This window comes from Pseudarthrobacter sp. NIBRBAC000502771 (assembly GCF_006517215.1).
Lineage (GTDB): Bacteria > Actinomycetota > Actinomycetes > Actinomycetales > Micrococcaceae > Arthrobacter > Arthrobacter niigatensis.
This window is the reverse complement of record NZ_CP041187.1, coordinates 4,018,375-4,035,899: the sequence shown is the minus strand read 5'-3', so window position 1 is coordinate 4,035,899 and position 17,525 is coordinate 4,018,375. Positions and strand designations below refer to the sequence as shown.

Below are 17,525 nucleotides of genomic sequence, written 5' to 3'. Positions count from 1 at the left end.
CAGGAGTACTCCCCATGACCACGCCAGCCGACCAGCGACCCCTGACCATCCTGATCGCCGCAGACACCTATCCGCCGGACGTGAACGGTGCTGCCCAGTTCGGATACCGGCTGGCCAAGGGGATGACGGCCCGGGGCCACAACGTCCATGTCCTGGCTTCCCGCGACAGCAAGGGAAAGAGCTTCACCGAGTTCCGCGAGGAAGCCACGGTTCACCGGCTCCGCTCGCACAAGGCATTCACGCACGAGAGCTTCCGCCTCTGCTTCCCCTGGGAAATCAAGAAGGAAATCAGCCTCCTCTTCGACCGGGTCAACCCGGACGTTGTGCACATCCAGAGCCACTACATGATTGGCGAGCATGTGCTGTATGAGGCCGTGAAACGTGGCGTCCGCATTATCGCCACCAACCACTTCATGCCCGAGAACCTCAACCCCTTCCTGCCGTTCCCGCAGTGGTTCAAGGACATCATCGGGCGGGTCTCCTGGAAGGACATGGGCAAGGTCATGGGCCAGGCCGACGTCGTCACCACCCCCACCCCGCTTGCCGCCCGGGCCATGCACGAGCACGCGTTCCTGCGCAAAGTCCTGCCGTTGTCCAACGGCATCGACTCCGCCGCCTACGAACTGAAGCCCGGCGAGCACATCGAGCCGCACCCGCACCCCACCGTCCTGTTCGCCGGCCGCCTCGCCGAGGAAAAGCACGTGGACGTCCTGATCGAGGCCATCGGCAAGACGCCGCCGGAGCTGAACGTGCACCTGGAGATCGTGGGCGGCGGCGAAGTGCGGTCTGCCCTGGAGGACCTGGTGCGCCGGCTCGGGCTCACCGGGCGGGTCAAATTCCTGGGCCTGGCCAGCGACGAGGAACTGCGGACCGCCTATATCCGCGCCGACCTGTTCTGCATGCCCGGAACCGCGGAGCTGCAGTCGCTGGTGACCCTGGAAGCGATGTCCGCGTCAACACCCGTGGTCCTGGCCGACGCCATGGCGCTGCCCCACCTGGTCCGCGACGGCGAGAACGGCTACCTGTTCACGCCCAACGACAGCGACGACCTTGCCAAGAAGATCACCCAGGTCCTGGAACTGCCCAAGGAGGAACAACACGCCATGGGCCGGGCAAGCCGGCAGATGGTGGAACCCCACAGCATCCAGGGCACGCTGCAGACCTTCGAGGACCTGTACCGCGGCGCGTCCTACGAGGACAAAGTGGTCTGAACCCTTTCCCGTGTTTGCTAGAGTGTTTTTGCCCTGCCGGAGCACGGCGGTCCACCGCCCGCTCCCCGGGGCAGGGGGCTATAGCTCAGCTGGTTAGAGCGCGGGACTCATAATCCTAAGGTCCTCGGTTCAAGTCCGAGTAGCCCTACCCATAGACCGCGGCCGACAATTTCTGTTGGCCGCGGTTTTCTTGGTTAACCCCACACCCTGCGGTATGTTACTGACCAGTAACATACCGTGCTCCGTTCCGCGGCATGGTCAGCGCTGATCACCCAAGAAGGTAACCATGGCCACCTCCACAGCCGACTTTCCCGAGCTTCCCTACGCCGACGGCGACTTCTTCGCGTTCGAGCAGCTTCTCTCCGGCAAGGAGCAGGACCGGCTCGCCGAAGTCCGCGGGTTCCTGGACCGCGAGGTCAAGCCCATTGCCGTGGACTGCTGGAACCGCGGAGAGTTCCCCATGGACCTGGTGCCGAAGCTTGCCGGGCTGGACCTGGTCAGCCCGGTCCGGCGGCAGGGGTACTCCAACCTCTTCGCCGGCATGCTGCACGCCGAAGCCACCCGGGCCGACGCCTCCATCGCCACCTTCCTGGGGGTGCACGACGGGCTCTTCACCGGTTCCATCGAGTTGCTGGCGTCCCAGGAGCAGAAAGATGAATGGCTCCCCGACATCTACGCACTGAAGAAGATCGGCGCGTTCGGCCTGACCGAGCCGCTTGGGGGCAGTGACGTGGCCGGCGGAACGCGCACCACAGCGCGCAGGGACGGCGGCAACTGGATCCTCAACGGCGCAAAGCGGTGGATCGGCAACGCGACCTTCTCCGATTGGGTGGTGGTGTACGCCCGCGACGTGGCGGACAACCAGGTCAAGGGCTTCCTGGTGGACACCACGCTGGCCGGATACAGCGCAACAAAGATCGAGAACAAGATTTCCCTCCGGACTGTCCAGAATGCCGACATCGTCCTGCAGGACGTGGTGGTCCCGGATCACTTCAAGCTCGCCAATGCCAACAGCTTCCGCGACGTCAACAAGGTACTCAAGGTCACCCGCCTGTCGGTTGCCTGGCAGGCCGTGGGGCTCCAGATGGCCGCCTTCGATGTGGCCCGGCGCTACGCCGTGGAGCGCCGGCAGTTCGGCCGTCCCCTGGCCTCCTTCCAGCTCATCCAGGACCAGCTGGTCCGGATCCTGGGCAATACCGTCAGCTCCATGGGCATGATGGTCCGGCTGTCGCAGCTGGAGGATGCCGGGGAAGCCAAGGATGAGCAGTCCGCGCTGGCCAAGGCGTTCGCCACCGACCGCATGCGGGAGAGCGTGGCGCTGGGCCGCAGCATCCTCGGCGGAAACGGCATCGTGACCGACTACGGGATGGCCAAGATCTTCGCCGACGCCGAAGCCATCTACTCCTACGAGGGCACGGCCGAAATCAACACCCTGGTGACGGGCCGCGCCATCACCGGCATCTCGGCCATCGTCTAGGCGGGGCGCTCCCACGGCCAGTTGCCCGATCGGCTGATGCTCCGGATCCATGCCTGCGTTTAGTGGTCATGGTCCACCCGCGAGTGGCAGCAAAATGGATGGCCGCAGGTCCAGGACGAACTGCAGGGGATTGACGTAGTCCCCACCGTCCCGGACTCCCCAATGGAGGCACTGCGCCGGCGGGCAATGCCCCGGCAGTACAGTGCCAATCACCTGGCCCGCAGCCACGGCGGCGCCCTGCGGCAGCGTGCTTTCCACCGGTTCGAAACTGCTGCGCAGGCCCCCGCCATGGTCGATGGTGATCACGGGCCGGTCCACCACCACGCCGGCGAAGCTGACCGTTCCCGCGGCCGGGGCGTGGACCTCGGTTCCGGCCCCGGCAGTGCCGAGATCCACGCCCCGGTGTCCGCTGAGCCACGGTTTCGGTGGGGGATCAAATCCGCGGAGTACCCCGGGCCGCGGAGCCAGCGGCCACTGCCAGGACGCCCGGGCACCTGGCCGGGCCGCCGTCGTCGGCATTCCTGCCTGGCCCGGACCGGCCTCCTGGCCCGGACCCGCTGCCCGGGCCGTGGCGCCGGCGGTGATCGGTGCGAGCGGGACGCCGGTGCCCACGGAGGCGACGGAGGCCGGCAGCAGGAGGATTGCCGCCAGCAGGACTGGTGTCTTCATGCGACCAGAATGCCCGCCCTGGCCCGTAGGCGGCAGGGCAGAATCCGGCTATGTGGACAACGGGCCGTTCAGCGCGCAGTGTCCGGCGGTCGGGGCCGCCTGTAGTACACTTGGTGGAGCAGTTTGCTGCGCCCTCAACGCTTTCCGTCCCAGTGGTCCACCCCATCGGTGCACCGCCCTGCCCGGACGGCGTCGGCACATCTCATTCAGGAGTGTGGGGGAGCGGCGGCTGACTACGCGCATCCGGCCTTCCGGCAGACAACGCTCCGGCGTTGTCCACGGAGGACCGCGCTTCCTGCGGTCAGGCTTTGGTCCTGATGGGAAGGGCGGTGGATGCCAGGAGCACGGCCCGCCCGGGCCACGCTGATCAACCGTCAACTATTGGCAGGGTAAGAAGCCTCCGGGTTTTCTCATGAATGACCTGCCGGAAAATAAGGAGCGCCGGAATGCCCGTCGTAACCATGCGCCAGCTGCTTGACAGCGGCGTCCACTTTGGACACCAGACCCGCCGTTGGAACCCGAAGATGAAGCGCTTCATCTTCACCGAGCGCAACGGCATCTACATCATCGACCTGCAGCAGTCGCTGTCCTACATCGACCGCGCCTACGAGTTCGTCAAGGCCACCGTTGCCCACGGCGGCACCGTGCTCTTCGTCGGCACCAAGAAGCAGGCCCAGGAAGCAATTGCCGAGCAGGCAACCCGCGTGGGCCAGCCCTACGTCAACCAGCGTTGGCTCGGCGGTATGCTGACCAACTTCCAGACGGTTGCCAAGCGTATCCAGCGCATGAAGGAACTCGAAGAGATCGACTTCGACGACGTCGCCGGTTCCGCCTACACCAAGAAGGAACTCCTGCTCCTCAAGCGCGAGCTGACCAAGCTGGAGTCCAACCTCGGCGGTATCCGCAACCTGACCAAGGCTCCGTCCCTGCTGTGGGTTGTTGACACCAAGAAGGAACACCTCGCCGTTGACGAGGCCAAGAAGCTGAACATCCCGGTTGTGGCCATCCTGGACACCAACTGCGATCCGGACGAAGTCGACTTCCCGATCCCGGGCAACGACGACGCCATCCGCTCCGTGAACCTGCTGACCCGCGTTGTGGCCGACGCCGTTGCCGAGGGCCTGATCGCCCGCAACAACCGCGGCACGGGCGCTGCTGAAGCTCCGGAAGAGCCGCTGGCCGAGTGGGAGCGCGAGCTCCTCGAAGGCAGCAAAGCAGAAGCCGCTGCAGCTCCGGCAGAGAACGCTGAAGCTCCGGCAGCCGAGGAAGCCCCGGCAGCTGCCGAGGCTCCCGCCGAAGACGCCAAGTAGTCACGCAAAAAAATCCGGATTCTCCGCGCTGTCCGCAGCCGGAGCTGCTGACAGGATGGCAGCCCACCTCCGTGGGCTGCCGTCCTGTCGGTCCGTACACCACCACACATTTCTAGACAGAGGGGTTCACATGGCGAACTACACTGCCGCGGACATCAAGGCCCTGCGCGAGCGCACCGGCGCCGGCATGATGGACGTCAAGAAGGCTCTTGACGAAGCCAACGGTGACGCCGAAAAGGCCATCGAGATCATCCGCATCAAGGGCCTCAAGGGCGCTACCAAGCGCGAAGGCCGCTCCACCGCCGAAGGCCTCGTGGCCGCCAAGGTCAGCAACGGCGTCGGCGTCATGATCGAGGTCAACTGCGAGACCGACTTCGTCGCCAAGGCTGACAAGTTCATCCAGCTGGCCGACAAGGTCCTGGCTGTCGCTGTCGAGTCCGGCGCTGCCGACCTCGAAACCCTGCTGGCCACCGACGTTGACGGCAAGCCGCTCTCCGAGGTTGTCGTCGAAGAAGGCGCCATCCTGGGCGAGAAGGTCGTCGTCCGCCGCATCTCCCGCGTTGAGGGTGCGACGGTTGACGCCTACCTGCACAAGACCTCCAAGGACCTCCCGGCCCAGGTCGGCGTGCTGTTCGCCGTCGACGGTGAAGGCGAAGCCGCCACCGCCGCCGCCCACGACGTCGCCGTGCACATTGCCGCCATGGCCCCGAACTACCTCACCCGTGAGGACGTTCCGGCCGAGCTCGTCGAGTCCGAGCGCCGCATCGCCGAAGAGACCGCCAAGGCCGAGGGCAAGCCCGAAGCTGCCCTCACCAAGATTGTGGAAGGCCGCGTAACCGGCTTCTACAAGGGCGAGGTCCTGGTTGACCAGGCATTCGCCAAGGACGCGAAGAAGTCCGTGGCACAGGTCCTCGAAGAGGCCGGTGTCAAGGGAACCGCGTTCACGCGCTTCCGCGTCGGCTCCTAGTCGAAACTGCAAGGGGGTGGCCACTTCGGTGGCCGCCCCTTTTGCATGCGCCCAAACGGACGCAGCAACAGTCCGCTTGGACCACTGCCGGTTCCGACCACCGGAGCCGGCAGGATACCCTTTTTTCAGAGTCACCAACGGGAAGGCATCATGGAAGCCGTCAACACTGTCACGCATTCGGAGAAGAACCGGCGGCGGGTCCTCCTGAAGCTCTCCGGAGAGGTCTTCGGCGGCGGGAAGCTCGGTGTCGATCCCGAGACCGTCCGCAACGTCGCCAAGCAGATTGCCGCAGCCGTTCCCGAAGTGGAGGTGGCCATTGTGGTGGGCGGCGGAAACTTCTTCCGTGGCGCCGAACTGTCCCAGAGCGGCATGGACCGGTCCCGTGCCGACTACATGGGCATGCTGGGAACGGTCATGAACTGCCTGGCCCTGCAGGACTTCCTGGAGCAGGCGGGCGTGGAAACCCGAGTCCAGAGTGCCATCACCATGGGCCAGGTGGCCGAGGCCTACATCCCGCGCCGCGCCATCCGCCACATGGAAAAGGGCCGCGTGGTCATCTTCGGCGCAGGCGCAGGCCTGCCCTACTTCTCCACCGACACCGTGGCAGCCCAGCGTGCCCTGGAAGTCCACGCCGACGTGGTCCTTATGGCCAAGAGCGGGGTGGACGCTGTCTACACCGCCGACCCCAAGAAGGACCCCACCGCGGAACGGCTGGAAACGCTCAGCTATGACGACGCCCTCCGCCGCGACATCCGCGTCATGGACCAGACGGCCATGACCATGTGCAAGGACAACGACCTCTCCATGGTGGTTTTCGGCATGGAAGGTGAAGGCAACGTCACCCGCGCCATCCTTGGCGAAAAGCTGGGCACCCTGGTCACCGCCTAGCTGCGGCTAGGATGATTTCAGGACAGTTCCGTCCCCGCCCCACCGGCGGGGACGGAAACGGCAACATAGAACCACGTGAGTGCAGGGAACCGGCTCCCCGGACTGCACCAGAACCGTCAGGAGAGACCGTGATCGAAGAAACCTTGCTCGAAGCCGAAGAAAAGATGGACAAGGCGGTAGAGGTAGCCAAGGAAGACTTCGCCGCCGTCCGCACCGGCCGCGCCAACCCCGGCCTTTACAACAAGGTCCTGGTGGACTACTACGGCTCGCCCACGCCGCTGCAGCAGCTGGCCTCCTTCGCCATCCCGGACGCCCGCACCATCCTCATCACTCCGTTCGACAAAACCGCCATGCGGGACATCGAACGCGCCCTTAGCGATTCCGAGGTCGGCGCCAACCCGTCCAACGACGGCAACGTCATCAGGATCACCATCCCTGAGCTGACCAAGGAACGCCGCAAGGAATACGTGAAGATCGTCAAGACCAAGGGCGAGGACGCCAAGATCTCCATCCGCAACATCCGCCGCAAAGCCAAGGAAACCCTTGACCGCCTGGTGAAGGACGGCGAGGCCGGCGAGGACGAAGGCAACCGCGCCGAAAAGGAACTGGACAGCCTCACCAAGGCCCACGTGGACGGCATCGACGAGCTGCTCAAGCGCAAGGAAGCAGAGCTGCTCGAAGTCTGATGGGCCAGGCAGATCAGGCCCCCGCACCACGGGCGCGCACACGGGGGAAGCAGCCCAGGAGCAACCCGACGCCAAAGGCCGGGCGGAACCTGCCCGCCGCCGTCGTGGTGGGCCTGTCCATGCTCATCGCCGTGCTGGGCGGCCTGCTGTTCGTCCCGCTGGCCTTCGTAGCCATCGTCACGGCCTTCGCAGTCTTTGGCGTATGGGAGATCTACCGGGCGCTCGAGGCCAACGGCACCAGGATGCCCATCGTGCCGGTCATGACCGGCACACTGGCCATGCCGTTCGCCGCCTATTTTGGCGGCATCGAGAGCCAACTGTTCGCCCTGCTGCTCAGTGCCGTGGCCGTGCTGTTGTGGCGGTCGATCGAAAGTGCCGCCGGCTCGGCCAACAGCATCTTCGCCGGCGTGTTCACGCTGGGGTGGGTCCCGTTCTTCATCAGCTTCGCGGCACTGCCGCTGCACGCGGCCGGCACCACCCCGCTGGGGCTGTGGCCCGGGGGCCTGGCCCCCCTCGGGGCGTGGGAGATCGCCGTCATGCTGCTGCTGGTGGTCTCCAACGACACCTTCGGCTACCTGGTGGGAGCGTCCCTCGGGAAGCACCCGATGGCACCGAAGATCAGCCCCAAGAAGTCCTGGGAAGGCTTCGCCGGGTCGGTGGCGGGTGCCATGCTGATTGGCGTCCTGGCCGCCCTCTTCGTACTGGACAAGCCGTGGTGGGTGGGTGCGGTCCTGGCCGTAGGAACCGTGGCAGCGTCCACCGCCGGCGACCTCGCCGAGTCCATGGTCAAGCGTGAGCTGGGAGTCAAGGACATGAGCAGCATCCTGCCCGGGCACGGTGGAGTGATGGACCGGCTGGACTCCATCGTCTTCGCCTCGCCGGTGGCCTTCATCCTGTACGGCATGGTGGCCGGCGCATAACCCCTCCGGCGCATCACCCTTCCGGCGCATAAAGCCGGAAATGACACACAACGGGGGACCCGCGGCCGCGCTGGTCCCGGCACCCTAAACTGGTGCGGAAGCACTACCGGCTGAAGAGCATTGAAGGAATCGAAGTGGCATTGGACATTCATCGGCAGATCCCTGCGTCCTTTGAGCGCGTGCAGCGCAGCGAGTACGGGTACAACGCCCGGCAGGTGGACCAGTTCCTGCAGCGGGCACGCATCTCCCTGGAAACTCCCGAGTCAGCCACCGAGCCCGTCAACAGCGCCGACGTGCGGGCCGTGTCCTTCGACCCCGTCAAGGGCGGCTACTCCGCCGCCGTGGTGGACGCCGCACTGGACCGGCTCGAGGACGCGTTTGCCCGCCGGGAGCGCGACGAGCTGATCGCGGCACAGGGGGAAGAGGCCTGGCTGCGGGAAATCGGCAGCCTGTCCGGCATCCTCCGCGGACGCCTGCACCGGCCCGACGGAGACCGCTTCCGCCGGCCCAGCAAAAACAGGGCGCGCAGCTACAACACCGACGACGTCGACCGGCTGTGCCGCGAACTCGTCGCCTACCTCGAACAGGACAAGCCGCTGAGCGTGGACAGTGTGCGCCGTGCAGTCTTCCGCCCGGCCGTCGGCCGGGAAGGATACGAGGAATCGCAGGTGGACGCGTTCCTGGACCGCGTTGTCGAGCTGATGGCAGCCATCGACTGACGGGGCTGCTGCGGGAAGGGCCTCAGTCCCCGTCCGGCGGGGTGGGGGAGAGCGGCGTGAAGCGGCGCCACACCTCCCGGTAGCTCCGGTACCCGCGAACAGCGGACACTGCGAGGAATGCCAGTCCGCACAGCGCCCCGACGATGAGCCCGCCTGATGTCCCCGCCCCGGCCAGGGTGACCAACAACCCGGCAACGATGGCAATCAGGGCGGCGTTCGCCGTCGTCATGAAGATCATGCTGCTGCCAGCGACGTGGCTGAAGGAGCCGCGGTTGCCGAAGAAGTAGTAGGTCTGCCGCGAACCGGCCTCGTCGTCGTGGTACGCGGCCATCAGGTAAGGCGCCACGCCCGGATCCAGGTCCACGTAGGCAGCACGCAGCCTGTTCATGGCCGTCACGTACATCAGGTCCTCGTGGGCCACGTTCATCACCCGGAGCTGGGTCAGCAGCCCGATCGCCGTGTCGATGAGCAGGACCACGACTGCCAGCAGGACGAATGCATCCGAAAAGCCCGTGGCCTGCCCTACCAGGGCCACGCTGACAATGCTGGCCGAGGTGAACGTCAGGAACATGCTGATGCGGGTCAGGACCTCGCCCTGGGCCGTACTGCGCGACGCCAGCAGGCCCCAGTGTTCCGTGGCGAGCAACTGGGCGCGCACGGAGGGAGGGACCCCGCTTTGCTGGTGGGAGGCACCGCCGTCCTCGATGGACATGGCGCTATTGTCCCCCGGTCACCGCTCGGTTGCCAGCGGCCGCTCCGGGGTGTGAAGCCGCGTCATGATGCGCGGCATGGTCCCGGGAATCCGGTGCGAAGTGGCCCGGGACACGATGACCGTCACGGCGAATGCGGCCGGGACGCTCCAGGCCGCAGGCTGCGCCAGCCAGGGCGGCGTCGGGCCGGATCCCGACAGTGCGCCGGCGATCATCGCCCCGCCGCACAGCACCCCGCCGGTCACCATGCCGGCAATGGCTCCGGCGTCGGTCAGGCCCCGCCACCAGATGCCGAGCAGCAACACGGGGCAGACCGTGGACGCCGTGAAGGCGAAGACCAGGCCCACACTGCCCGCCAGGGCCAGGGAGCCGGTCATGAAGGCAAAGCCAAGCGGGACGACGGCGGAGATGACGGCGGCGAGCCGGAACCCGCGGACGCTGCCGCCCAGGACATCCTGGCTGATGACCCCTGCCAGGGACACCACCAGGCCGGAGGTGGTGGACAGGAACGCTGCGAAGGCCCCGGCCACCACCAGGGCCGAGAGCAGGTCGCCCGCCACCCCGCCAATGAGTTCACCTGGCAGCCGCAGGACCATGGCGTCCGGCTGCCCGGAACGGGCAAGATCGGGGGCAAACATCCTGGCCACCAGCCCGAACGCCGTGGGGAAGAGATAGAACACGGACAGCAGTCCAAGGACGATGAGAGTGGTCCGCCGGGCTGAATGCCCGTCCGGATTGGTGTAGAACCGGACCAGCACGTGCGGCAGCCCCAGGGTGCCGAAGAGCAGCGCCACCAGCAGGGACACGTTCTGGTAGAGCCCGGCGGGCGCCGCGCCCGTGGGGTTCACCGCGGGAGCGGACTCGGGTTCGGCTCCCTGGCCGGCCAGCACGAAAATGATGAACAGGATGGGCACGGCCAGCGCCGTCAACTTAAGCCAGTACTGGAACGCCTGGACAAACGTGATGGAGCGCATGCCGCCCGCCACCACCGTGAGGCATACCACCACCACGACGGCCAGCGAACCCACCCAGTTGGGCAGCCCCGTGGCGATATGGATGGTCAGGGCCGCACCGTGCAGCTGCGGCACGATGTACAGCCACCCCACCATCACCACCACCAGGCTGGTGACCCGGCGGACTGTCCGGGAGGCGAGCCTGGACTCGGTGAAGTCAGGGATGGTGTAGGCGCCGGACCGGCGCAGCGGGGCGGCGACGAAGAGCAGCAGCATGAGGTAGCCGGCGGTGTAGCCCACCGGGAACCACAGCGCGTCGGTCCCGGACACCAGGATCAGCCCGGCGACGCCAAGGAAGCTGGCCGCAGAGAGGTACTCGCCGCCGATCGCCGACGCATTCCACCAGGGCCGCACGGTCCTGGACGCCACGTAGAAATCCCCGGTGGTGCGCGAGATGCGCAGCCCGTAGAACCCGATGATGGCAGTGGCGAGGGACACCACCGTGACGGCAGTGATCGCGATGCCGGCATTCACGGCCGCGTCACTGGTCCCCGGCCAGGTCCCGGTAGCGCGCCTCATTGCGCGCCGCGGTCCTGACATAGAGCCAGGCGCCCAACCCGATCACCGGGTAGATTCCCACGCCCAGCAGCAGCCAGCCGAACGGGATGCCTGCGATGGTGGTGTCCGCCAGGCCGGGAACCAGCACCAAAGTCAGCGGGAACGCCGCCAGGATCAGCAGGAAGCCGGCTGCCACCACCAGGGCCAGCCGCAGCTGGGACCTGATCAGCGACCGGACGAACACCTGGCCTACCTCGGAATCCTGCGCGGCTTCCCGCGACTCAAACGGACGCGGGGCACCATGGACAGCGGTGCGGGCAGCTGCGCTGGGGGCCGTAACCCGGACCCGGGTCATGTGTGCGGCCTGATCCTGGTTGCCTCCAGCTTCTCCCGCACAATGGGCAGGTGCCGCCGGCTGATGGGCAGCCCGGCGCCGGCCACCGTGACGCGCGGCCCGTCGGCGGCCAGCTTCATGGAGGACACGTGTTTGAGTGCCACCAGGTAGGAGCGGTGCGTGCGGATGAAGCCGGCGTCCGCCCATTGCTGTTCCAGGTCAGCCAGCGGCACCCGGATGAGGTAGCTTGCGTCGGCTGTGTGCAGCCGGGCGTAGTCGCCCTGGGCCTGCACATAGGTGACGTCGTCGCGCCGGATCATCCTGGTGGTCCCGCCTTGGTCCACCGTGATCATCTCCGGCGCCGCTCCGCCCTCCCGCAGCTCGCAGATCCGCCCAACCGAACGCGCGAGGCGCTCCGCACGCACCGGCTTGAGCAGGTAATCCACGGCGGCAAGTTCGAACGCGGCCAGGGCGTGGTCCTCGTCGGCGGTGACAAAAACTACGGCCGGCGGATTGCTGCTCCGGGCGATGGCGGCGGCGATGTCCAGGCCCGAGACCGCAGGCATGTGGATGTCCAGGAAAACAGCGTCGATGCTGCCGCCGGACAGGGCCGTGAGCGCCTCTGCGCCGGACGTGGCCCGCAGGACCTTGCCGATGCGCTCATCCCTGCCCAGCAGGAAGGCCAGCTCCTCAACGGCGGGCAGCTCATCATCAACGACGAGGACGTTTATCATTCTCCTAGGTTACGTCCAGCGGCAGGCCGGCCTTACGCATCATGCCCCGGCTGGGACTTCGGCACCCGCATGGTGATCAGCGTTCCCTCGCCCGGCGCCGTTTCCACCACCAGCCCGTGGTCGTTGCCGTACACCTGGCGCAGGCGCGCATCCACGTTCCGCAGCCCCACGTGGTCCCCGTCGGTATGGCCCGCCAGCACGGACCTCAGCTGCTCCGGATCCATCCCCACGCCGTCGTCCTCAATGGTGACTTCGGCGAACGCCCCCGCGTCCTCCGCCGTGATGGTGATGTGCCCCGGCCCCTCCTTGGCCTCGAGCCCGTGCCGGACGGCGTTTTCAACCAGCGGCTGCAGGCTGAGGAACGGAATGACGGTGCCCAGCACTTCCGGCGCTACCCGGAGGCTGACCTGGACGCGCTCGCCGAACCGGGCCCGCTCCAGGAGCAGGTAGCGGTCAATGCAGCGGAGCTCCTCGGCGAGGGTGGTGAAGTCGCCATGCCGCCGGAAGGAGTAGCGGGTGAAATCCGCGAACTCCACCACCAGCTCCCTGGCCCGTTCCGGATCGGTGTTGATGAAGGAGGCGATGGCGTTGAGCGAGTTGTAGATGAAGTGCGGGCTGATCTGGGCCCGCAGCGCCCGGACTTCCGCTTCCATCAGGAGCGTCCGGGAGGCGTCCAGCTCGGCGAGCTCCACCTGGACCGCCACCCAGTCGGCCACTTCCCCGGTTGCCCTGACCAGGCCTGCCCCGGCGGACGGTGCGAAGGCTGCCAGCGCGCCCACCACCCGGGTGCCGGCGCGTACCGGGGCGATGACGCCGGAAAGGTGGCCGCCGGTTCCCTCCGCGCCGGCGGAGAGCACTGCTGTCCGCCCGGAGGCCAGGACATCCGCTGCGAGGTCCATCAGGCGCGGCCGGATGTCCTCGGCACCCCCGTCCCAGGCCAGGACGCCGGAGGTGTCGGTGATCGCCAAGGCTTCGCAGGCGAGGAGGGTCCGCAGCTGGCGGCTGGCTTTCGCGGCGCCGGCGGGGTTCAGGCCGCGCCTCAGGTGCTGCCCGGCCTGGGAGGCGGCGTGGAGCGTGTGGTACGTGGCGCGCTCTGCGTCGGTGCCCAGTTCCCGGAAGGAGCGGAGCACCTTCAGGCCCACGCCGACGACGACGGCAATGGCCATGGCGATCACCGCAACGGCCGCGGCGGTAAGGAGGGGGGAGTCCGGCATGGTGCCCAGCGTAGCGCGGGTGCCGCTTGCCGCAGCATCGCAGCCGTTGAGCGACGGCGGGCGGCCAAGTGCTGGAACAGGGCCACTGCCGGGCGGCACAGTGATTGGTGTCACATCTGCGGTGCCCCCGCGTGGTGCTGCCGGCCAGGTACCTGTCCGGCAGTCCGGGGCCCTCCGCCCGGTGTGTTCCGGCAACTCAATGAGGAGGAACGATGGGTAATGATGCCCATACTCCGGACGCAGCGGCGTCCGTGGACTTCGAGCAGGTCCAGTCGACCGGGCAGTTCCAGGAATTGCGCAAGCGTCACCGCAGCTTTGTCTTCCCCATGGCAGTGGCCTTCCTGCTGTGGTACTTCGCCTACGTCCTGCTCGCGGACTATGCGGTGGGCTTCATGTCCACCAAGGTCTGGGGCAACATCAACGTCGGTCTGATCCTGGGCCTGCTCCAGTTCATCTCCACGTTCGCGATTACCGGCTGGTACGTGCACTACTCCAACAAGCGGCTGGACCCCATTGCCACGGAGATCAGGCACGAGATCGAGGGCCACGAATTCGACAAGAACCCAAACCGAGTGGGCGGAGCCAACAAATGATCGCAATTCCCGCTGCGGTGGATGTCGCCGCGCTCAAGGACACCACCCTGCTGAACATGGGCATCTTCGGCCTGTTCGTGGCCGTGACCATGGTGATCGTGCTGCGTGCCAGCAGGAACAACAAGACCGCCGCCGACTACTATGCCGCCGGGCGCTCGTTCACCGGGTCGCAGAACGGCACCGCCATCGCAGGCGACTACCTGTCCGCGGCATCCTTCCTGGGCATCACCGGCGCCATCGCCATCAACGGCTACGACGGCTTTATGTACTCAATCGGCTTCCTGGTCGCCTGGCTGGTGGCATTGCTGCTGGTGGCTGAGCTGTTGCGCAACACCGGCAAATTCACCATGGCGGACGTGCTGTCCTTCCGGCTCAAGCAGCGCCCGGTCCGGATCGCGGCCGCCATTTCCACCCTCGCGGTCTGCTTCTTCTACCTGCTGGCCCAGATGGCCGGCGCAGGAAGCCTCATCTCCCTCCTGCTGGGCATCAGCGACTGGGGCGGACAGGCCCTGGTGATCATCGTCGTCGGCGCCCTCATGATCATGTACGTCCTGATCGGCGGCATGAAGGGCACCACCTGGGTCCAGATCATCAAGGCCATGCTGCTGATCGCCGGCGCCGCCGTGATGACCCTCTGGGTCCTGGCCATTTACGGCTTCAACCTCTCGGCCCTGCTGGGCGGCGCCGTCGAAACCGCCAACAATCCCGCAGTCCTCAACCCGGGCCTGCAGTACGGGAAGACCGAAACCTCCAAGCTGGACTTCATGTCCCTGGGCCTGGCGCTGGTCCTGGGCACGGCAGCCCTCCCGCACGTGCTGATGCGCTTCTACACCGTGCCCACGGCCAAGGAAGCCCGCAAGTCCGTGGTCTGGTCCATCTGGCTGATCGGCCTGTTCTACCTGTTCACCCTGGTGCTGGGCTACGGCGCAGCTGCCCTGGTGGGCGCGGACACCATCAAATCCGCACCGGGCGGTGTCAACGCTGCCGCACCTCTGCTGGCCTTCCACCTTGGCGGGCCGCTGCTGCTCGGCTTCATCTCCGCGGTGGCGTTCGCCACCATCCTGGCGGTGGTGGCCGGTCTGACCATCACTGCCGCAGCATCCTTTGCGCATGACATCTACGCCAACGTCATCGCCAAGGGCAAGGCCGACGCCGCCACGGAAGTCCGGGTGGCCCGGCGCACCGTGGTGGTCATCGGCATCCTGGCCATCCTGGGCGGCATCTTCGCCAACGGCCAGAACGTGGCCTTCCTGGTGGCGCTGGCCTTTGCCGTCGCTGCGTCGGCGAACCTGCCTACCATCATCTACTCACTGTTCTGGCGGAAGTTCACCACCCAGGGCGCGGTGTGGAGCATGTATGGCGGCCTGGCTTCGGCCATCCTGCTCATCGTGTTCTCCCCGGTGGTTTCGGGACTGAAGACCTCGATGATCCCGGGTGCCAACTTCGCCCTCTTCCCGCTGAGCAACCCCGGCATCGTGTCCATCCCGCTGGCCTTCTTCCTGGGCTGGCTGGGCACCACCCTGGACAAGCGGCGGGAGGATCCTGCCAAGCAGGCAGAGATGGAGGTCCGCTCCCTGACCGGCATCGGTGCCGAAAAGGCTGTGGACCACTAAACCGGGCCACCCCTGAAACCGGGACCACAACAACCAGCGCCGCGACTGTTCCGGCGCAACGTGAAGAGCCTCCTGCCGCGGATGCGGCACGGAGGCTCTTTCGTTGGGACGGACCCGGTGTGTTTTCCGGTGGCCGATCAGGGATGGTGGTGGCCGCCCGGTGCCAGGTTCCCGTGTTCACCGTGTGGCACGGCGTACTGTCCCGCCGTCGAGGCGGCGAGGCCCGGCGTCGTAATGCCTGCCACCAGCACCGCCCCGGCGAACGCTGCCAGCAAGAGCCTGCCGGGGCGCATGCCGACCCCTGCTGGCTGCGGCGTCCCGTCCGCCGGGGTGCTGTGCCGCTGGAGCCACCCGAGCGAGGCGATGATCATCAGCGTCAGCAGCAGCGCCGAAAGCTGCGTCAGGCTGAGCCGGGAGGTGGCGGAGATGGGGAAGGCTATGGCGGCCACGTGGGTGGCGGCCGCACCGGCCAGGGCGTACCGCGCCCACCTGTTGCCGGCCAGCCGGTCCTTGGCCAGGAAGGCCACGGTCCCGGCCAGCAGCCCGGCGCCCCAGAGGCAGGCCGCCACGCCCGCAAGGAGCGCTGCCGGTCCAGAAGCGCCTCCTGCGAGGAAGCTGGAGGAGATGGCCAGGTTGACCGAGCCTGCGCCGAAGCCGGCGAACCCGGTGACCAGGCGGACCAGAGAGTCCGCCCGGGGCGCCGTGGACTGCACCACCACCGGGTGGGCGCGCGGTGCGGTGGGCCGGAGCGAAACCATGCCGGACCGTGCCATGCTAGGCGCGGGCAGCGGCCGGCGACTTGTCCAGGGACAGGCCCACGCCGAGGAGGAGCACGGCGCTGGCGAGGTGGAGGACGTTGTCGGCACCGTTCAGGGCGATGATGTTCAGCGGCGAATCCAGCAGGAACAGCCCCACGATGCCGACCAGGAGGTAGACGGCGCCGACGGCGGCGTTCACGGTGCGTGCGCTGTCAACCCCGCGGAGCCCGGCGAAGAGCAGTGCGGCGCCGATGGCCAGGTGGATCACGTTGTGCAGCGGGTTCACCTCGAAAATGATGAGGTTCGCGCCCTCGGTGGCCGCGAAACCGACCCCGGACGTAACGGCGAAGCCCAAGAGGCCCACCAGCAGGTAGACGGCTCCGAAAGCGGAGGCGACGAGGCGGTTGGGTGAATTTCGCATGACCCGAATCCTTCCTTCAGGGCGGGTGGATTGTCCCGCCGGATATGGCCCCCGGGTGGGGCCCTCGGAAGCGATTCGGATCATTGCCGGGGGCGGATGGGTGGAAAGGTCAGTACCCTTTCCATTTTTCCGCCGGCTGGACCTGCCTAGGCCGCGGGCCGAAGCTTGATGTTGGTCATCAGCAGCCTGTCAGTGCCCTGGAACCGGTAGGCGAGGTCCACTTTCTTGCCGGTGCAGCTGATCTGGCCCACCACCTCGGCCGATTTGACGCCGTTCTCGGTGGCCACTTTGAGGTCGGTGTAGGCGGGCTTGCAGGAACTGTCCATTTCCAGGCTCTGCACGCCGGAGATGAAAGCCTCCTTGGAAAGCTGCTTCTGCAAGGCAGGGTCGAGGTATTGGTCGTAGGCGCCCGAGGTATCGCCGGCAATCACCTTTTTGGTGAAATCGTCGGCCAGGCCCCGGGCCTGGTTGGTGGCACTGCCCACCACATTCACCAGGATCACGACGCCGAGGATCACCAGGAGCAGCACCCCGCCAATGCTCCCCAGGATGATCCATAGCCTCCTGCGGCTCCTCGGCGGTGGTGGTTCCCCCGGGAGGCCGAACGGCGCCGGCCGGGCCGGCATCGGGGGCAACCCCTGTGGGGTGAAGCCCTCTTGGCCCTGCCGGTACGGATCCTCGGGACTGCCCGGACCGTGGGGACTGCCCGGACCGTGGGAACTGCTCAAAGGGGGAGCCTTTCGTCGAACAGGCGCTGCGGCGCCGGCGAAGTGGCCGGACCCTCCCGGCC

At 67.0% G+C, this 17,525-nt stretch carries 19 protein-coding genes and 1 tRNA gene; 11 read left to right on the top strand and 9 right to left on the bottom strand.

The window, feature by feature from the left end; translation table 11 throughout:
* The first annotated feature begins 14 nt into the window (after positions 1-14).
* The 3 genes from NIBR502771_RS18810 to NIBR502771_RS18800 all read left to right on the top strand — a co-directional run bounded on the left by NIBR502771_RS18810 (position 15) and on the right by NIBR502771_RS18800 (position 2,688).
* Complete coding sequence (locus NIBR502771_RS18810) at positions 15-1,211, top strand: glycosyltransferase (RefSeq protein ID WP_141161032.1); 1,197 nt, start codon at positions 15-17, stop codon at positions 1,209-1,211.
* Positions 1,212-1,285: 74 nt separating this feature from the next.
* Positions 1,286-1,359: transfer RNA gene (locus NIBR502771_RS18805), tRNA-Ile, on the top strand.
* A 138-nt stretch (positions 1,360-1,497) separates the two neighbouring features.
* Positions 1,498-2,688, top strand: coding sequence for an acyl-CoA dehydrogenase family protein (locus tag NIBR502771_RS18800; RefSeq protein WP_141161031.1), 1,191 nt, complete (start codon positions 1,498-1,500; stop codon positions 2,686-2,688).
* A 66-nt stretch (positions 2,689-2,754) separates the two neighbouring features.
* Here the strand turns inward: NIBR502771_RS18800 and NIBR502771_RS18795 are convergent, their stop codons facing one another.
* Positions 2,755-3,357 carry a M23 family metallopeptidase gene (locus NIBR502771_RS18795; RefSeq protein WP_141161030.1) on the bottom strand — a complete coding sequence of 201 codons (603 nt, stop codon included), beginning with the start codon at positions 3,355-3,357 and terminating at the stop codon, positions 2,755-2,757.
* A gap of 446 nt (positions 3,358-3,803) precedes the next feature.
* On the opposite strand from NIBR502771_RS18795, the gene rpsB reads away from it, so the two are divergent.
* From rpsB to NIBR502771_RS18765, 6 genes are all read left to right on the top strand, one after another.
* The gene (gene rpsB / locus NIBR502771_RS18790) at positions 3,804-4,667 is read left to right on the top strand and encodes a 30S ribosomal protein S2 (RefSeq protein ID WP_141161029.1); all 864 of its coding nucleotides are present in this window, start codon (positions 3,804-3,806) and stop codon (positions 4,665-4,667) included.
* Positions 4,668-4,797: 130 nt separating this feature from the next.
* Positions 4,798-5,634 (top strand): translation elongation factor Ts, encoded by an 837-nt coding sequence (tsf, locus tag NIBR502771_RS18785; protein WP_141161028.1) that lies wholly within the window; start codon positions 4,798-4,800, stop codon positions 5,632-5,634.
* A gap of 150 nt (positions 5,635-5,784) precedes the next feature.
* Positions 5,785-6,522 carry a UMP kinase gene (gene pyrH / locus NIBR502771_RS18780; protein ID WP_141161027.1) on the top strand — a complete coding sequence of 246 codons (738 nt, stop codon included), beginning with the start codon at positions 5,785-5,787 and terminating at the stop codon, positions 6,520-6,522.
* Between the two features lie 128 nt (positions 6,523-6,650).
* Complete coding sequence (gene frr, locus NIBR502771_RS18775; protein ID WP_141161026.1) at positions 6,651-7,208, top strand: ribosome recycling factor; 558 nt, start codon at positions 6,651-6,653, stop codon at positions 7,206-7,208.
* Positions 7,208-8,128, top strand: coding sequence for a phosphatidate cytidylyltransferase (locus tag NIBR502771_RS18770; RefSeq protein WP_141161025.1), 921 nt, complete (start codon positions 7,208-7,210; stop codon positions 8,126-8,128). The genes frr and NIBR502771_RS18770 overlap by 1 nt, the downstream gene beginning before the upstream one ends.
* Before the next feature lie 134 nt (positions 8,129-8,262).
* Positions 8,263-8,847: a DivIVA domain-containing protein gene (locus tag NIBR502771_RS18765; RefSeq protein ID WP_141161640.1), complete on the top strand. Its 585-nt coding sequence runs from the start codon at positions 8,263-8,265 to the stop codon at positions 8,845-8,847.
* Between the two features lie 22 nt (positions 8,848-8,869).
* Here the strand turns inward: NIBR502771_RS18765 and NIBR502771_RS18760 are convergent, their stop codons facing one another.
* From NIBR502771_RS18760 to NIBR502771_RS18740, 5 genes are read right to left on the bottom strand one after another with little or no spacing between them, the layout of a single operon-like run.
* Positions 8,870-9,559, bottom strand: coding sequence for a hypothetical protein (locus NIBR502771_RS18760; protein ID WP_141161024.1), 690 nt, complete (start codon positions 9,557-9,559; stop codon positions 8,870-8,872).
* Between the two features lie 18 nt (positions 9,560-9,577).
* Positions 9,578-11,044 carry a cation acetate symporter gene (locus tag NIBR502771_RS18755; protein ID WP_141161639.1) on the bottom strand — a complete coding sequence of 489 codons (1,467 nt, stop codon included), beginning with the start codon at positions 11,042-11,044 and terminating at the stop codon, positions 9,578-9,580.
* A gap of 7 nt (positions 11,045-11,051) precedes the next feature.
* Positions 11,052-11,423 carry a DUF485 domain-containing protein gene (locus NIBR502771_RS18750; RefSeq protein ID WP_141161023.1) on the bottom strand — a complete coding sequence of 124 codons (372 nt, stop codon included), beginning with the start codon at positions 11,421-11,423 and terminating at the stop codon, positions 11,052-11,054.
* Positions 11,420-12,136, bottom strand: coding sequence for a LytTR family DNA-binding domain-containing protein (locus tag NIBR502771_RS18745; protein WP_141161022.1), 717 nt, complete (start codon positions 12,134-12,136; stop codon positions 11,420-11,422). The genes NIBR502771_RS18750 and NIBR502771_RS18745 overlap by 4 nt, the downstream gene beginning before the upstream one ends.
* Before the next feature lie 32 nt (positions 12,137-12,168).
* Complete coding sequence (locus NIBR502771_RS18740; RefSeq protein ID WP_141161021.1) at positions 12,169-13,350, bottom strand: sensor histidine kinase; 1,182 nt, start codon at positions 13,348-13,350, stop codon at positions 12,169-12,171.
* A gap of 212 nt (positions 13,351-13,562) precedes the next feature.
* Here NIBR502771_RS18740 and NIBR502771_RS18735 point away from each other — a divergent pair, with 212 nt between their 5' ends.
* Both NIBR502771_RS18735 and NIBR502771_RS18730 read left to right on the top strand, forming a co-directional pair.
* On the top strand, positions 13,563-13,943 hold the full coding sequence (locus tag NIBR502771_RS18735) for a DUF485 domain-containing protein (RefSeq protein WP_141161020.1): 381 nt from the start codon (positions 13,563-13,565) through the stop codon (positions 13,941-13,943).
* Positions 13,940-15,556, top strand: a complete 1,617-nt coding sequence (locus NIBR502771_RS18730; RefSeq protein ID WP_141161019.1) for a cation acetate symporter — start codon at positions 13,940-13,942, stop codon at positions 15,554-15,556. Before NIBR502771_RS18735 ends, NIBR502771_RS18730 begins: the two co-directional genes overlap by 4 nt.
* A 137-nt stretch (positions 15,557-15,693) precedes the next feature.
* On the opposite strand, the gene NIBR502771_RS18725 is transcribed toward NIBR502771_RS18730, so the two are convergent.
* The 3 genes from NIBR502771_RS18725 to NIBR502771_RS18715 all read right to left on the bottom strand — a co-directional run bounded on the left by NIBR502771_RS18725 (position 15,694) and on the right by NIBR502771_RS18715 (position 17,361).
* Positions 15,694-16,314: a hypothetical protein gene (locus tag NIBR502771_RS18725; protein WP_246839735.1), complete on the bottom strand. Its 621-nt coding sequence runs from the start codon at positions 16,312-16,314 to the stop codon at positions 15,694-15,696.
* 16 nt (positions 16,315-16,330) lie between these two features.
* The gene (locus tag NIBR502771_RS18720; protein WP_141161017.1) at positions 16,331-16,735 is read right to left on the bottom strand and encodes a DUF4383 domain-containing protein; all 405 of its coding nucleotides are present in this window, start codon (positions 16,733-16,735) and stop codon (positions 16,331-16,333) included.
* Positions 16,736-16,881: 146 nt separating this feature from the next.
* On the bottom strand, positions 16,882-17,361 hold the full coding sequence (locus NIBR502771_RS18715; RefSeq protein ID WP_141161638.1) for a hypothetical protein: 480 nt from the start codon (positions 17,359-17,361) through the stop codon (positions 16,882-16,884).
* Positions 17,362-17,525 lie beyond the last annotated feature (164 nt).

Bases quoted from the DNA above. Each gene is read 5' to 3' on its own strand.
- NIBR502771_RS18810 (WP_141161032.1), top strand. From the start codon at position 15: ATGACCACGCCAGCCGACCAGCGACCCCTGACCATCCTGATCGCCGCA.
- NIBR502771_RS18800 (WP_141161031.1), top strand. From the start codon at position 1,498: ATGGCCACCTCCACAGCCGACTTTCCCGAGCTTCCCTACGCCGACGGC.
- NIBR502771_RS18795 (WP_141161030.1), bottom strand. From the start codon at position 3,357: ATGAAGACACCAGTCCTGCTGGCGGCAATCCTCCTGCTGCCGGCCTCC.
- rpsB (WP_141161029.1), top strand. From the start codon at position 3,804: ATGCCCGTCGTAACCATGCGCCAGCTGCTTGACAGCGGCGTCCACTTT.
- tsf (WP_141161028.1), top strand. From the start codon at position 4,798: ATGGCGAACTACACTGCCGCGGACATCAAGGCCCTGCGCGAGCGCACC.
- pyrH (WP_141161027.1), top strand. From the start codon at position 5,785: ATGGAAGCCGTCAACACTGTCACGCATTCGGAGAAGAACCGGCGGCGG.
- NIBR502771_RS18770 (WP_141161025.1), top strand. From the start codon at position 7,208: ATGGGCCAGGCAGATCAGGCCCCCGCACCACGGGCGCGCACACGGGGG.
- NIBR502771_RS18760 (WP_141161024.1), bottom strand. From the start codon at position 9,559: ATGTCCATCGAGGACGGCGGTGCCTCCCACCAGCAAAGCGGGGTCCCT.
- NIBR502771_RS18750 (WP_141161023.1), bottom strand. From the start codon at position 11,423: ATGACCCGGGTCCGGGTTACGGCCCCCAGCGCAGCTGCCCGCACCGCT.
- NIBR502771_RS18745 (WP_141161022.1), bottom strand. From the start codon at position 12,136: ATGATAAACGTCCTCGTCGTTGATGATGAGCTGCCCGCCGTTGAGGAG.
- NIBR502771_RS18740 (WP_141161021.1), bottom strand. From the start codon at position 13,350: ATGCCGGACTCCCCCCTCCTTACCGCCGCGGCCGTTGCGGTGATCGCC.
- NIBR502771_RS18735 (WP_141161020.1), top strand. From the start codon at position 13,563: ATGGGTAATGATGCCCATACTCCGGACGCAGCGGCGTCCGTGGACTTC.
- NIBR502771_RS18730 (WP_141161019.1), top strand. From the start codon at position 13,940: ATGATCGCAATTCCCGCTGCGGTGGATGTCGCCGCGCTCAAGGACACC.
- NIBR502771_RS18725 (WP_246839735.1), bottom strand. From the start codon at position 16,314: ATGGTTTCGCTCCGGCCCACCGCACCGCGCGCCCACCCGGTGGTGGTG.
- NIBR502771_RS18720 (WP_141161017.1), bottom strand. From the start codon at position 16,735: ATGCGAAATTCACCCAACCGCCTCGTCGCCTCCGCTTTCGGAGCCGTC.
- NIBR502771_RS18715 (WP_141161638.1), bottom strand. From the start codon at position 17,361: ATGCCGGCCCGGCCGGCGCCGTTCGGCCTCCCGGGGGAACCACCACCG.